Source organism: Pedobacter foliorum, assembly GCF_013266735.1.
GTDB lineage: Bacteria > Bacteroidota > Bacteroidia > Sphingobacteriales > Sphingobacteriaceae > Pedobacter > Pedobacter foliorum.
This window is the reverse complement of record NZ_JABSNU010000012.1, coordinates 18,997-34,271: the sequence shown is the minus strand read 5'-3', so window position 1 is coordinate 34,271 and position 15,275 is coordinate 18,997. Positions and strand designations below refer to the sequence as shown.

Here is a 15,275-nt window from a genome sequence, read left to right as displayed (position 1 = left end):
CCATAATTTTATTAACAAACTTACTTAAACATTAACAAAAACTAACCAAACCATGAAAAATCAAGCTGCCTAATCGTAATCTGTGAATGTGACTATCCAGGTGTAGTTCAGTCACTTAAAATGATAAGAGAAACACTCTTTTTATTGAATTCAACTATTTGACTTTAAACTAAAAACAATATTTATGAATAATTTTTACAAGAAGCAACTCTTAACCGGTCTGTTGCTGCTGTTTTCCGTAATTGCGTTCGCACAAAAAAAGATTACCGGAACAGTTAAAGGATCGGACGACGGAGGTCCTCTTCCGGGCGTATCTGTCGTATTAAAAGGTACCTCTAAAGGTGCAAGCACAGATGCAAATGGAAAATTTACAATTGATGCCCCAGCCGATGGTGTACTGCATTTCTCCTATATAGGATATAATGCAAAGGATGTTAGTATTGCCGGACAAAGTGAATTGAATGTGCAGTTAGCACCTTCAGAAAATGCACTTAAAGATGTAGTGGTGATTGGATATCAGGAAGTATCAAGGAAAAAAACTACAGCAGCAGTATCTACTGTGAAAGCTAAGGATATTGAAAATTTGCCATCTCCAACATTTGATAAATTATTACAAGGTAGGGTGGCTGGTTTAAATGTTCAGGGTTTCTCTGGAGAACCAGGAGGAACACCAACATTTGTTGTACGTGGTAATTCGTCAATTGGTAGAGCAGTAAATGCAGCACGTGCTTTAAGTAGCCCATTATTCGTGATTGATGGAATTCCTATTTCGAGCGAAGATGTTACTTCTTTTGGGGATTTAACCGGGACTAATTTTATAGCAGGAATAAATCCTAATGACATTGAATCTATCGATGTATTAAAAGATGCAGCAGCTGCATCAATTTATGGTTCAAGAGGTGCAAATGGAGTAGTAGTAGTTAAAACTAAACGTGGCAAATCCGGTAAGCCTGAGATTAATGTGAGTGCATATTCTGGTATTTCTAAACAAGGTAAAATGCAAGAGTATATCACGGGTGCACAAGAACGCAGGTATAAAATGAACTATCTAAATAAGTATGCCAATCACGAGCAGCAAGGTTTGTACCCAATGATATTAACTGATAGTTTGAATCCAGCATTTAATAACGCCAACGACTGGCAAGGAATATTCTATCGTACGGGTATCATTCAAAACTACGATGCTTCAGCTTCTGGTGGTACAGAGAATATTAATTATCGCTTTAGTGGTAACTATTACAATGAAGGTGGTATTATTAAAGGAACTGGATTTAAGCGTTATACCATGTCAGGATCTATGGGGGTAAAACTTACACCCCGCCTTACTTTAGATGCTTTGTTTAGATTGTCAAGAGGAGATCGTGCAAGGGGACGTGGTCAAGCACCTTGGGAAAATCCGCTTCCTATTAGTGCAGGAACATTCCCAACTTCATTGTTATATATAAGTGATACAGACATGCAAAATTTTACTGGTGTTCTGGATCAGGTTAAGGATAAGAATATCAATGATGATATTACTTCCAGTATAACACTAAATTACGATATCAGCAGTAAATTCCATTTTCAAACACAAGGATCATTACAATCAAGTAAAGGAAGTAGAGATATTTTCAGACCTAGTATTCTGGATGCAGATGGTAATTTTTACGTTCAATCTTCGAGATCAAATTTTGATAACTTTAATATAGATAACCTTCTTTCATACACTACTTCGGTAAATAATGATCACCATATTACTGTACTTGGTGGAAATACTATTAACTATATAACAAGAGAATATGCAGGAATCGGCGGAATTGGAAGAGGAAATAATGTAATTTCTACTGTTCAGGGTATTAGCGATTATGTGTTTAATGATCCAAATGGTAGTTTGATAACAGGATCTAAGCGCGAGGCTTCCGGAATGCTTTCATTTTTTGGAAGAGCAAGCTATGACTACAAAGATAAGTATCTATTTTCAGTTAGCTTCCGTGCTGATGCATCATCTCGTTTTGGTAAAAATTATAGATGGGCTCATTTTCCATCTGTTTCGGCAGGATGGATAATATCTGATGAGCCATTTATGAAATCTGCAGAGAATTGGTTGTCTTTATTGAAGATAAGAGGTAGTTACGGGGTTTCAGGTAATTTGCCAGCAGATTATTATGCACCATTTAACTCATATACAACTGGAACCGGAGGTGCGGGGTATGAGGGTTCAGTTCCTACAAATACGTACAATGGCGTAAATGCTGTTACCTATAGCCCTAGCTCAATTACACAAGATAATTTAACATGGGAAAGATCAATTCAGTCAAATATTGGTATTGATGCTGAGTTATTTAAAAGTAGGCTGAATTTATCAGTTGATGCTTATAATCGCGGTACATCTGATCTCATTTTTGATTTAATTATGCCTGTTACCAGTGGATATGATAAGGTTAGAACTAATGCTGTTGATATTAGGAATTTAGGAGTTGATTTAAATGTGACAGGAAGGGTATTTAGTCCTGATAGTAAATTTCAATGGAACCCAAGATTGATTATGGGATTCAATAAGAGTCAAATTGCATCGTTGCCTAATGGAAATAGAGATATCATGGTTACAGATAATAATACTGGTACCACTTTTATCCTTACAAAAGGACGTCCGATATATGAATATTACTTAGTTAAATCTGAAGGTGTATACTCAGATAAAAGTCAGATCCCTTTTGATCCTCGTACAGGAGACCTTATTACTTACTGGAATGGATCACAAACAGCAAAACCTGGTTCATACAGATGGATAGATCAGAATTTTGACTATGACGTATGGGATCATTTTGATAAAGTAAGGACAGGGAATCCAAATCCAAGAATCACAGGTGGTTTGAGTAATACTTTTACCTATAAAAATTTCTCTCTTGAAGTTTTTACAACATTCTTACTGGGCAGAGAGGTGTATAATACTTATATCTCAAGTTTATTGAATCAATATAAACAGCTTGGAAGCTTTCCAAGTACTGGGCTTATTAATCTAGATAAATTACCTATATGGCGTAAACCTGGTGACAATGCTACTTATGCCGACTTAAATCCATATGGAGATTATTATTACCAGTTTAATAATTTTTCTTCAGCGTATATGGAGAATGGATCTTATGCAAAAATTAAGTACATCAATCTAGCTTACAACTTCCCAGCCAAAGTTTTGGAAAAACTAAAAATGAAACGTTTACAGGTTTATACCATTATTGATAATGTTTATTCATTCCAAAAATCAACATTACCGGACGTAGAGGCTGTAAATGAATTAGGTATTTATACAGGCGATGGTTATCCGGTACCTAGAAAATTCACCTTTGGTATTCAGGCATCTTTTTAGGCTGCTGTAAATAAATAATTAATAATTAGAACATAGATCATGATTTTATCAAAATATAAAGCATTAAGTATTTTTCTTTTAGGAGGGATGCTTTGCACAGGATTATTTTCCTGCAAAAAATTATTAGACTTAAAACCAGAAGGTTCTGTATATGAAGGAGTGTATTGGAAAACTCAAGACGATGCAACTTCCGGTTTAATGGGAGCTTATTCCTTATTACGTAAATCACTTACTCTTGGTGGACAAGGCATGTCGAATTTCGTATTTGGGGATTTTACCGCCGGAGTTTTTAATGAAGGAGGAGATTATGCTCTAAACTTCCTTGTTAAAGGCGATGAGTATTATGGAACAGGATTGAACGTTAACGATTTTAGAGGTGATTATTTGGATGATTTTCAAACCTGGACACCTTTTTATAAAACAATCACTCAAGCGAATACTGTAATAGAAAAAGTAAGTAAAATGCCGGATAAGGCATTTAAATCGCCAGCTGAAAAAAGAAAAATTATTGGCGAAGCATATTTCATCCGTGCCTATACCTACTTTTATATGGTGCGTATTTGGGGGGATGTGCCTTTGGTACTTCAGTATGATCCGGATCCGGTATCTTCTAAAAATATTCCACGTACTTCGGAAACTGCAGTTTTAGATTCTTCTGTTGTGGATATGAATAAGGCTGTAAAGCTTTTGGCTTGGAAAGCTAACAACCAAGAAATAGTGAGAGCTGATAAAGGAGCTGCCTTTGCGTTGTTGGCACATTTAAACAGGTGGAAATATTTTGTAACAAAAGGAACTGACCAGAACTTATTGAATAATGCAGTTGCTGCAATTGATTCGATCACAACATCTGGTAAGTATCAATTGGAACCTGCTACTGATTTTGCAAAGCTATTCAAGGGGAAATCATCAGAAGGTATATTTGAAATTAGCACAAGTTTTTCTCAGGGTGAATACCAGATAAATGGAGGGTTCTATTTATATACTGTTGGAGCTCCTTATATTCCAAATAAAGGAAAGGCAACAATTTTTGATAAGGATATGGTTAATGCCATTTTTACTGACCCTGCTGACGCAAGATATAGCTACTATTTTGACAGAACAAAGCCTGAGGATATGATCCTAACAAAATATGTAGGTAAAAATAAACAGAACTTAGTTTTTAAAGATCCAAATGCTCAAACTGGTGCTGTAATTGACTGTAATATCAGCATTTTTAGACTAGCTGAAATGTTATTGTTGAGAGCCGAGTGCAATAATCTACTTGGTAAGGATGGAAATGCGCTTACCGATTTAAATCTAGTTAAAAAGAGGTCTAATCTTGATAACTATGCAGGAAGCGGTGATGACCTTAGGTACGAAATATTTGATGAGACTTTCCGTGAATTGTTTTGTGAGGGACATACCTGGTATGACATGGTTCGTAACAAAATGGTAGTGGATTATCTTGGCGCTGATCGTTTTTCTCAATCGAGATATGATGAAGAAGGCTGGAAATGGCCTATCAACAGAGGATTGTTTGTTGATAATAAAGACTTGGCACAAAATAAATACTGGATCGGAAAATTAAGATAACGGACTATTAAATTAAATATCATGAAAATTAAATTATCATACATTTTAACTCTAGTCTCTTTTTGTGTTGCATTTACTGCTTGTAAAAAGAATAACTATATCATTGGAGGTGATTTACATGATCCTCATGTAAATATGACAACTTATGATTTCCTTAAAACTAAGCCCTTATTTGATACGCTAGTAGTTCTCATTGATAAGGCTGGATTAAAAGATGAAATCAACGGAAATAATACCTTTTTTGCTCCTACTGATTACTCGATTAAGTCTCTTTTGGAAAGAAGGACTTTGATTATTCAACAAAAATATCAAGATGAGAATATCAAGTATACATTGGACAGTTTACCTATTCCGGAATTGAGAGATTCATTAAGGTCACATCTTTTTGCAGGCAAGATTAATCGTGAGCAGCTAAGTTTAGAAAATAAGGTTTTCAAAAGTTTAGCCGGTGAGGATTTCTCAATTTTATTAAAAGTGGATGATGGCTATACTGGGTTGACTACAACTAAACCTCAATATCTTTATCTGACTAAAATAAGAAATGGTCTGGATCCGAATCCTATTCCAGATGATTACCCTTATCCAGATGAAGACAGAGATATAGTAGATCTGGTTCAAACTTCAGGAATTCTAACTACCAATGGGGTGCTTCATGTATTAAACAATAGGCACAAGTTTTACTGGTAAATCTTTTATTCAATTAATTAGAAAGAAATGAAAACTATAAAATATATATTAACACTCATTGTGTTTGTGAGCTTAGCTTGGGTGGGTTGCAAAAAGATTCCGATAGGTTTTATTGGAGAAACAATGTATTATAAGGACAGCCCTTTTTCGATTGAACAGGGCAATGTTAAGGTAGTAACCAGTTCCTTAAATTTGGATGGCTCAACACTTCCTGTTTTGGTGAAGTTACTTGAGGTTCGAAAAAAGGGAACTACGGGAAGAGCTGAAGAGTTTTATGCAGAACACGAAGTTTATGTATATAAACAAGCAATTGACCCTGATGTTGATACTACGATTGCTCAGGTAAATGCAAAGAGAGAGAAAAAGATGCTGCCTCCTTTTGAATTTTTGCCGAGTGGACAATTCCTGTTTAATGCAGGAACAGCGTTTTTACCGGCTAAATCTCAATATGAATTTGATGTAGAGGTAAGTAATGAGAGCGGGACAAAAGTGTTTAAAAACATTGGTGAAATTCATTTTACAGATCCGGAGTTATTTAAGTCTTATGCTATAGCTGCAAGCTGGTTTAATGATAATGGAGTAACGTCAGATAATGGGGCATTGGCTGTTAACCCAGAAATGATCATCACAAAAATTAGTGATGAGGGTACAAATGCAATCGTAAAGATTGTAGATCAAAATGGAGTTCCATTTAACCCTAAGGCAGGTGAGATCATTAAAAGGGGAGATAGACCAACTTTTGAATCTTATGCTAAATTTAACCCTGTAACTTATACTGATACTTCAATGGTTTGTAATTTTGAGATTACACCCTTCCCTATTAAGAGAATTAGTGGGTATGGTGATTTCCTTATATACTACAGAATACCAAGTAAGTATGCTTCATTAACCACGTTCCCGGCAAATCATCCTGCTGGAACAACATTTAGTATCAATCCAAGATTTGGCTTCCAGATTAAGCAATTGGGTACCTATTTAATAACCATTAAGTTAAATGGTGTAATACATAAATAATAGGCTGTATTTAAAGCAACAAGGACGGCATATCTGACAAACTCATTGGGCGTCAGATATGCCGTTTTTTTATATTGTTTTAAGGAATGCGATTGTGTTTACATTATCGGCATAATCCCAAAGTTTTGGCGACTGACTTTTGCCAAAGGCTTGTACGTCAGTTTTCAGTTCAAAAGGTATGTTGCTTACCACACATTGAATGTTTTCTTCTTCTGCCTTTAATTTTTCAGCTACGTCATCAATGCTTTTGTAGCGTTCATAGAATAATACTGCCAAAGGAGAAGCCATTCCTGCGTCCGCTTTCAATAGCAGGAAGCCATTGTCATAATGCTCAGCCATATTTACAAGGTATATCGATTTGTTGTAATCGTAGTTGTTATTGTATTTGAAATGGTTGATGATTTCTTTGAATGACTCCAGAGGTTCAAAAAAGTCCTTAATATCGTAATCTTCGGGAATAAACAATTTAGAGACATTTCTGCATCCTAAACCGAAATAATCAAATATATCGTGTCCAAGCAGCGAAATTTCAGCTGGGCTTTCCTGTCCGTTTAATACTGCGATGCTATTTCTGTTTTTACGGATGATATTTGGAACCTTGCCAAAATAAAAATCAAAATATCTTGATGTGTTGTTGCTGCCGGTTGCTATTACGGCATCAAAATCTTTCAAACGATCAACATATACAATATGTTCGGCCAGTTGAGGTTCAATAATTACAAGTTGAGCCAGTAGGGCAGGTAGCAATTTATCATCAGATGAAGATAGCTTGATTAATGCGATGTTCCCAGTGGAAATAACTGATAAAACATCGTGGAAACCAACCAGAGGGATATTTCCGGCAAGTATTAGTCCAACTTTTTTAGGTGTGTCAGTAATTGTAATGTCCTGAAACCAGGTTTCCAGATCCTGTTGATTCAACATTTTATGCAAAGCATTTAATGATCTTTGAACCTCATCTATAGTAAACCAGGCATTGCTGTTTTGGGCCGAAAACATGAGGTTTTTGAAACCTTCGTCGGGATTGGCCATGTAGTCGCTAAGTTCTTTTAAAGCAATAATTAGTTTTTCTGTAGTAAGGATTGGCATATTTCCAACAATTTTAAAGTTTAAGTGTTATATTTGCATTGCAAAGTTAACCCTTAGCAATAGATTTACACGAAGACATGGCTATTAAAATAACAGACGAATGTATTAACTGCGGAGCATGTGAGCCTGAATGCCCTAATAATGCAATTTATGACGCAGGCACTGCCTGGAGATTTTCTGATGGTACTAATTTAAATGGTATTATCGATTTTGGCGACAAACAAATAGATGCTGAGGCTGCACAAGATGCGGGATCGGATGAGGTCTATTATATTGTTTCGGATAAGTGTACAGAATGTAAAGGCTTTCATGATGAGCCTCAATGCGCTGCCGTTTGCCCGGTTGATTGTTGCGTTGATGATGAGGATGTTCGCGAAACAGAAGATGAATTATTGGCTAAAAAAGCTTGGTTACACCAGGAAAACTAGTTTTAGCTTAATAACAAAAATTTATACAGGACACCCATTGGGTGTCCTTTTTTGTTTTAGTTTTTCTCTTCGTATTTGTTTGGTACAATTAAAACGGGGCAAGCCGATTTTCTGGCAACATGCTCTGCAACACTACCCATTAAAAAGTGATATAAACCGGTTCGGCCATAAGTTCCAATTACAATAAGATCAGAACCATATTCATCAGACTGTTGTATGATACCATGCGCAGCGCTATCAACCACACTCAAATAAGTGGTAGGTATGCCGTGGCTAAATTTTGTTTCTATTTCTTTTAAAAGTAAATGGCTGTTCTCTTCACTATTGTCGTAAGTTTCCAAAAAAACAGGGGCTAAGGTTAAATCAGGACTGATATTAGCAGGCACGGGTTCTATAATATTAACAAGTGCAACCTCTGCGCCAAAAGTTTTTGCTACTTCGTAACCTACTTTTGCCGCTTTTTCTGAACAGGTACTGTTATCAACAGCAATTAAAATTTTTTTGAGGTTCATCGTCTTATAGATTAAGGTTTATACTATAAAAATAACAAAATAACTGTGCAAAAGTTTACATTTATACCATTGATTTTATGCTATGGAACAATACTATGGAATATGCAGGGTAGCAGTAGCACCCCTAAGAACTGAACCATCCGACAGAGCTGAAATTGCTTCTCAATTGCTTTTTGGTGATCACGTAGAGATCATTGCTAAAACTGAAAAGTGGTGGCAAGTGCGTAATGCTTATGATGGATATGAGGGTTGGATGGATTTTAAGCAGTTGGCAGAAGTATCTTTAGAGGAGTTTGTGCGTAACCATAATTGTAAACATCTGGCACCTGCGGAAATGGGTAATGTAATTACAGATACTCAGGGTAGTAAATATTACATATCGCCGGGCAGTAACCTTCCATCGTTTGATGACGGTTATTGTAGTGTAGGTGATGAAAAATATGAAGTTTTGTTTAATCCGATAGAATTGCCAGTTTCTGGAGCTGTTGACGTGATAGATACTGCACTTTTTTTTCAGAATGTTTCCTATTTATGGGGAGGTAAGAATTTGTTTGGTATGGATTGTTCAGGATTTGTGCAGGTTGTATTTAAACTACACGGAATACAATTAAACAGAGATGCATGGCAGCAAGCTGAACAGGGGACAACGGTCGATTTTTTACCTGAAGTTAAACCTGGAGATATGGCTTTCTTTGATAACGAAGATGGCCGCATCATACATGTAGGTATTATGCTTAATGCAAAAGACATCATCCATGCTTCGGGTAAAGTGAGAATAGATCCAATGGATAATCAGGGTATTTATAATGCCGAATTGGGCAGGTATTCACATAAACTTAGAATCATTAAACGATATTCTTAGCATTTTTATGTAATTTGGTTTCACAGCAGATTACGGTAAACCAAATATATGAAACGACTCTTAACCTCTCTGTTACTGTTTCTTGCTTCATGCAATTTTCTTTTTGCCCAACAAAATCTAACCACAAGTAGAACATCGAGTTATTATAAGTATATCTACAAACTAACAGACAAAGAAGCGTCTGAAATTGCCGAAAACCCAAATCTCAAAATAAAGGAAAGCTTTTTACATACCGTTATCGACTCTTTTTATTATGAACGTTCGGGGTATAAGAAAAAACTTCCCTTTGGTAACTACCTATACGTAAATGCAGAAAGAAATAAATTGAAATATGTATCCGTTGCCGTTGCCAATGTTAGAATAGAACGGGTAAGTAACAACAAAGACTTTCAGTTTATTATTATGGACTTAAACGGTAAACTTATTGAGGATGCTGAGGTTAAAATTGGAAACGGAGGGCATGTACCTTTTAATAGAAAGGCCAATTTATATGTTACCTCCTCAAAATCTAAACGTACCTTTATTACGGTAGTTCACGAAGGAGTTAAAAACTACTTTAGAGTAAATCCAGGTTATCTTCAGGAAAGGAATCGTAGATCTAATACTATTCAGAAGAAAACCATAGGCTATACCGGCTATCTGACTTTTAATAAACCCAAATTTAAACCTGGCGATACGGTAAGGTTTAAGGCTTATCTGGTAAATAAAAATGGCAAACCATTGCATAATAAATTGTTGGCATTTGCATTGGATGAGGATGAGATTATTGATTCGATTAAGCCGTATAATGAGGGTGGTTACGAGGGAAGCTTTGTCCTTGCAGATAGCCTAGACTTAAGTCTTGATGAATATCAACGTGTTCTTTTGAAAGAAAAAATTAAAGGTGAATGGAAAACTGTTTTCTCAAACAGTTTTTACTATGAAGATTACGAACTTAAATCGACCAGATTTTCGGTTCGTAGCGACAACTATGAACATAATCCTGGAAATCCAATTGTACTTTATTTAAAGGCAGTTGATGAAAATGAGTTGGCGGTTCCTGATGGAAGAGTAGAAATTTCAATAATAAATCCGTATAAAGGCGAACTTAAAGACAAATATCTTTTTCTTAAAGATACACTGTGGAAAAAGACCATCATGCTGGATCCGGTTGGCGAAACGAAGTTTGTACTACCTGATAGCATATTCCCTAAAAGTGACATCAGTTTTACTATGAATTTCGATTTTTTCAATAGTAATAATGAGAAGAGTTCCGAACAAAAAAACTTTAGTTATGCTAATCAACGAAAAAATGTAATTGCTAAAGTAAAGGCTGACAGCATTTACTTTGAATATATTATAAATGGTAAATCAGAGAAGAAAAAAGTAACGTTATATACCTTTTTTGAGGGCAATGATAAAACGGATTCTGTGAATTTAGTCCTTCCTACCGGTATAAAGATAAATCAGAATGCAAGTGAATATGAGGCAAAAACTGAGGATGGAAATGAGTATCGCGTTACATTTAATCGTTTGCTGCGGCCGAATATCTACATCAATTCAGTTCATACAAAAGATTCACTGAGCTTAAGTTCTGTTAACGAAAGTAAACTCAATTTTTGGTACACTATTTTGTCGGATGATAAAGTAATTCTGAAAGGATACACCAATAAATTGGATACAGTAATGAAGTTTAAGGGGACTAAAGCGGCTCATATTGTTTTGAATTATATCTGGGGTGGTCAAATTTCAAATCAAAAGACCAGTGCATGGTACAATAAGCAATCCGTGTATGTCGACTTGAAAGCTCCGCGGATAATTTATCCCGGACAAACAGTAAATATGGAGGTGAAAGTTACAAGTCAGGAAAATCAGCCTATTCCACAAACTGATGTTACTGCCTTGGCATATACTTCGAAATTCACTAATAAAGTACAGGATATTCTACTCCCTATTTTCGGTGATGTTTATAAAGCACGTAAAGTACTTCCGGATATGGATGTTCATAATATTTATACTGGTGGAGAGTTGGATTTAAATTGGACGAGATGGGGTAAAGAACTTGGTTTAGATACAATATCTTATTATCAATTTACACATCCTAAAGAGATTTATAGTAATGAAGAAACGGTAAATGATTCGATGGCCATTTTGTCTCCTTTTGCAATAAAGGATGGAGAAATTGTGCCTATTAATGTCATTTATGTAGATGATATTCCTGTTTATTATGGTGGTAGCGATCAGTTGAAACGATATGCGTTTAGGGTTACTCCAGGGCGCCACCGACTGCGCCTGCGTGGTTCAGGATTTACGATAACCTATGAGGGCGATTTTTTAAAAGGAAAGAAAACGGTTTTAGGAATTGCAACAGATCTTAAAAATACTCAAGCTAAAGTAAGTGCATCGCCATCTTTATTAACAATAGAAGAGTTATTGGATCTTGAAAAGTATGTGATTTATGTTAGAGATAACTTTGAAGGTGAGAAGACTACCATTTCAACAGATAAAACAGAAATGCTGCTTAATCCTCCAAACCAGGTTCAAAGGTCTGGTAATTTATTGATTGGGCCCATTGTTGAAAACCAACTTAGATTTAAATCAGGTTCTTTAGAGCATATGTTTGTTAAAGAACCGAGATATATGTATTCTTTTTTTACCGGATTGGTTAGGCAAAAATCTCTAAATAATAAAAATTTATTGTACCGGCTTTTAATGCCCTCTGATATGAGCGAGGATTATAGAAAAGGGCTATTAAAAAAAGAAGAGATTGATAGCATTTGGAATGATTATCTTGATTTGAGAAGCAGAACTACCAGGCTATATGAAAATAAGGAAGTAAAAGGTAAGAATATAGGTAGGTTGAATATTGATATTGACACTGCGATTTTGAATCAATTACCTTATTTAAAGAATGTCATCCTTTATAAAAATGATGATTACAGATTCTTACAAATACACCCCGGTCGGGATCCATCCTATGGTAATTTAAATGAGGGCAGCTATAGTGTAATGTATTTATTTAAAGACAATAGGTATTTTACAAAGGATGATCTAATAATTAAAGCAGGAGGCTCGAATCTTTACCTGATTAAGGATGTAAAGATAATGAAAGCTGATAGTTTGAGTATTAGGATGGACGGAAAGATAAAGGCTTTAGGTAAGAAAGATGATAGGCCGATAGATTATTTTAAGGAAAGCGAGGAGGTAGTTTTCAATTCTGGAATTGATAAAAAGCTTTTGGTAACCAGAATAAGAGGGACTGTGTTTGATGGGGGTACAAAGGAAACTATGGTAGGCGTTAGTATTGCTTATAAAGGGAAAAATAAAGCTGCTAAAGTACTAGCTCATACAAATTCCAGAGGTGTTTTTGATGTTATGGTGCCTAAAGATGGAGAAATCTGGTTTTCTTACATAAGCTACAAGAAAAAAGTAACCAAAGTTAGAGCAAGTGATAATTTAGTTGTATTTCTAGATGAAGCACCAGAGGGAATGCAGGAGGTAGTTATTAGAGGTTACGTTGCAAAACGAGAAAATGGAGGTGATGTAGAACAATTACTTCAAGGCAAGGTTGCCGGATTCAATATTCAACAAAATACAGGTGCCCCAGGAATGCGAGGGACGATTAACATTAGGGGGTTGAGCACAGGTTCATCATTGGTGGGAGCCGGTGTTTTGATTATTGTGGATGGATTACCCTATAACGGAGATATCAGCAGTATTGATCAGAATTCTATTGTTGAGATGCAGGTTTTAAAAGATAAAGCTGCAACAGATATTTATGGATCAGCAGGTGCAAATGGCGTCATTCTTATCAAAACAACAGGTAATAAGCTTAATATGGATGCAAATGGGGGACAACAGCCTCAGCAACAAACCATGAGGTCTAATTTTTCTGATTATGCAGTATGGCAGCCTAAATTGTTTACCAATGAGGAGGGGAAGGCAAGCTTTACGGTAAAATTTCCTGATGATATTACGAGTTGGACCACGAAAATTATTGCCATGAATGGTCGCCAGCAATCGGGCTCTTATCAAACGGAGATTAAATCTTTCAAAACACTGAGTGCCAATTTAGTTTCTCCACTTTTTGCGTTGCAAGGGGATAGCATCAATGTAATTGGTAAATTAATGAATTATAGTACAGAAGCCGAACGTGTTAAAAGAAAGCTCATTTACAATGGCAAGGAATTGTTAAATAGTGATTTCGACTTTAAAAATGCCCATTTAGATACAATAGCTATTGTTGCTCAGAAAAACAGTATAGATAGTCTACAACTCCAATACACTATGGAACAACCCAATGGTTATTTTGATGGGGAGATTCGCAAAATACCATTGTACCCTTTAGGGGTAACTGAAACAAAGGGCTATTTTAACGCATTAACAACTGATACCACTTTAAATTACAAATTTGATGCTGATCTTGGAAAGGTAACGTTGAGGGCAGAATCTTCCGTTTTTCCAACACTGTTGGATGAAATGGAAAAACTGCGCAATTATGAATACTTCTGTAATGAACAATTGGCATCGAAACTAAAGGGACTATTGCTTGAAAAGACAGTAAGAAAATACTTGAACGAGGATTTTAAGGGAGAAAAGAGCATCAAGGATTTGATTAAAAAGCTTCAGAATAATAGTAGACCTGAAGGAACCTGGGGTTGGTGGCAAGATAGTAACACAGAATATTGGATTAGTTTGCATGTTGTGGAAGCATTACTGCAAGCTCAAAAACAAGGTTACCCTGTATCCATAAATATGGATAAATTGCATAATTCTTTGGTAGAAAGATTAGGTGAGAAAAATGCAATTGATCAGGTTCAAGCTATAAAACTTATGCGTCTGTTAGATGAAAAGTATTACATCAAGGATTGGCTTACTACTATTGATCAGCAAAAAGCAAATGAGAAGCAAACAGTTTATGATAAGCTTCAGATTATGCAGTTAAAACAGAAGGCTGGTTTAGATGTAGATGTTAAGTGGTTATTGACACAAAAGAAAAGCACCATGTTTGGCAACAGCTATTGGGGCGAAGAAAACAATCATTTCTGGGACAACAGTATTCAAAATACATTGCTTGCTTATCAGATCCTAAAGGAAAAGGGTGGCTATAAAGAAGAGTTGGTGCGTATTCAACAGTATTTTCTTGAGCAAAGAAAAGACGGTCAGTGGAGAAATACATATGAATCTTCTCTAATTCTAGAGACAATATTGCCGGAGCTAATGGTTGCAGGTAAAAAGTCTGAACCGGCTACTATAACACTGAATAATAGTGAGACGGTGACTGTTTTTCCTTTTAATAAGGTTATCGAACCGAAAGCCTTAACGGTTAATAAAAAAGGTAATGATCCAGTGTATTTTACAGCTTACCAGCAATTTAATAATCCTAAGCCTGAAAAGGTTAGTAAAGATTTTACGGTAAAAACCTGGTTTGAACAGGGTTCTGAAGCAGTACAAAGACTTAAAGCCGGAACTTCAACTGCTTTAAAAGTAGAGGTTGATGTGCGTGCGGACGCGGATTATGTAATGATTGAAGTTCCTATTCCTGCAGGCTGTTCTTACGAAAACAAAGCACAAAGCTTTTGGGGCGTAGAAACGCACAGGGAGTACTTTAAAAACAAAACCGCTATTTTCTGTACCAAGCTTAAACAAGGAAAGCATAGTTTTTCAATCAGCCTGATGCCTAGGTATTCAGGAAGTTATACGCTTAACCCTGCAAAGGCAGAAATGATGTACTTCCCTGTTTTTTACGGCAGGGAAGGAATGAAAAGGGTAGAGGTTAAGTAAGT

9 protein-coding genes are annotated in these 15,275 nt (G+C 35.9%); 7 read left to right on the top strand and 2 right to left on the bottom strand.

Features of this window, described 5'->3' with window-relative positions; all coding sequences use genetic code 11:
- The first annotated feature begins 184 nt into the window (after window positions 1-184).
- The 4 genes from HQN83_RS19685 to HQN83_RS19670 are packed head-to-tail and all read left to right on the top strand — an operon-like array spanning window position 185 to window position 6,619.
- Window positions 185-3,346: a SusC/RagA family TonB-linked outer membrane protein gene (locus HQN83_RS19685; RefSeq protein ID WP_173092573.1), complete on the top strand. Its 3,162-nt coding sequence runs from the start codon at window positions 185-187 to the stop codon at window positions 3,344-3,346.
- A gap of 39 nt (window positions 3,347-3,385) precedes the next feature.
- Window positions 3,386-4,918 (top strand): RagB/SusD family nutrient uptake outer membrane protein, encoded by a 1,533-nt coding sequence (locus HQN83_RS19680; protein ID WP_173092571.1) that lies wholly within the window; start codon window positions 3,386-3,388, stop codon window positions 4,916-4,918.
- 21 nt (window positions 4,919-4,939) lie between these two features.
- Window positions 4,940-5,605, top strand: a complete 666-nt coding sequence (locus HQN83_RS19675; protein ID WP_173092569.1) for a fasciclin domain-containing protein — start codon at window positions 4,940-4,942, stop codon at window positions 5,603-5,605.
- A gap of 27 nt (window positions 5,606-5,632) precedes the next feature.
- Complete coding sequence (locus HQN83_RS19670) at window positions 5,633-6,619, top strand: DUF5007 domain-containing protein (RefSeq protein ID WP_173092567.1); 987 nt, start codon at window positions 5,633-5,635, stop codon at window positions 6,617-6,619.
- Window positions 6,620-6,688: 69 nt separating this feature from the next.
- Here HQN83_RS19670 and HQN83_RS19665 read toward each other — a convergent pair whose 3' ends face one another.
- A complete protein-coding gene (locus tag HQN83_RS19665; protein WP_173092565.1) occupies window positions 6,689-7,708 on the bottom strand; it encodes an acyl-CoA reductase in 1,020 nt (339 codons plus the stop codon).
- Between the two features lie 77 nt (window positions 7,709-7,785).
- Here HQN83_RS19665 and HQN83_RS19660 point away from each other — a divergent pair, with 77 nt between their 5' ends.
- Window positions 7,786-8,136 carry a 4Fe-4S dicluster domain-containing protein gene (locus HQN83_RS19660; RefSeq protein ID WP_173092564.1) on the top strand — a complete coding sequence of 117 codons (351 nt, stop codon included), beginning with the start codon at window positions 7,786-7,788 and terminating at the stop codon, window positions 8,134-8,136.
- Between the two features lie 56 nt (window positions 8,137-8,192).
- Here the strand turns inward: HQN83_RS19660 and HQN83_RS19655 are convergent, their stop codons facing one another.
- Window positions 8,193-8,648 carry a universal stress protein gene (locus tag HQN83_RS19655; RefSeq protein WP_173092563.1) on the bottom strand — a complete coding sequence of 152 codons (456 nt, stop codon included), beginning with the start codon at window positions 8,646-8,648 and terminating at the stop codon, window positions 8,193-8,195.
- 82 nt (window positions 8,649-8,730) lie between these two features.
- Here HQN83_RS19655 and HQN83_RS19650 point away from each other — a divergent pair, with 82 nt between their 5' ends.
- Together HQN83_RS19650 and HQN83_RS19645 are read left to right on the top strand one after the other, a co-directional pair.
- A complete protein-coding gene (locus tag HQN83_RS19650) occupies window positions 8,731-9,510 on the top strand; it encodes a C40 family peptidase (protein ID WP_173092562.1) in 780 nt (259 codons plus the stop codon).
- 48 nt (window positions 9,511-9,558) lie between these two features.
- Window positions 9,559-15,273: an alpha-2-macroglobulin family protein gene (locus tag HQN83_RS19645; protein WP_173092561.1), complete on the top strand. Its 5,715-nt coding sequence runs from the start codon at window positions 9,559-9,561 to the stop codon at window positions 15,271-15,273.
- The last annotated feature ends 2 nt before the right edge of the window (window positions 15,274-15,275 follow it).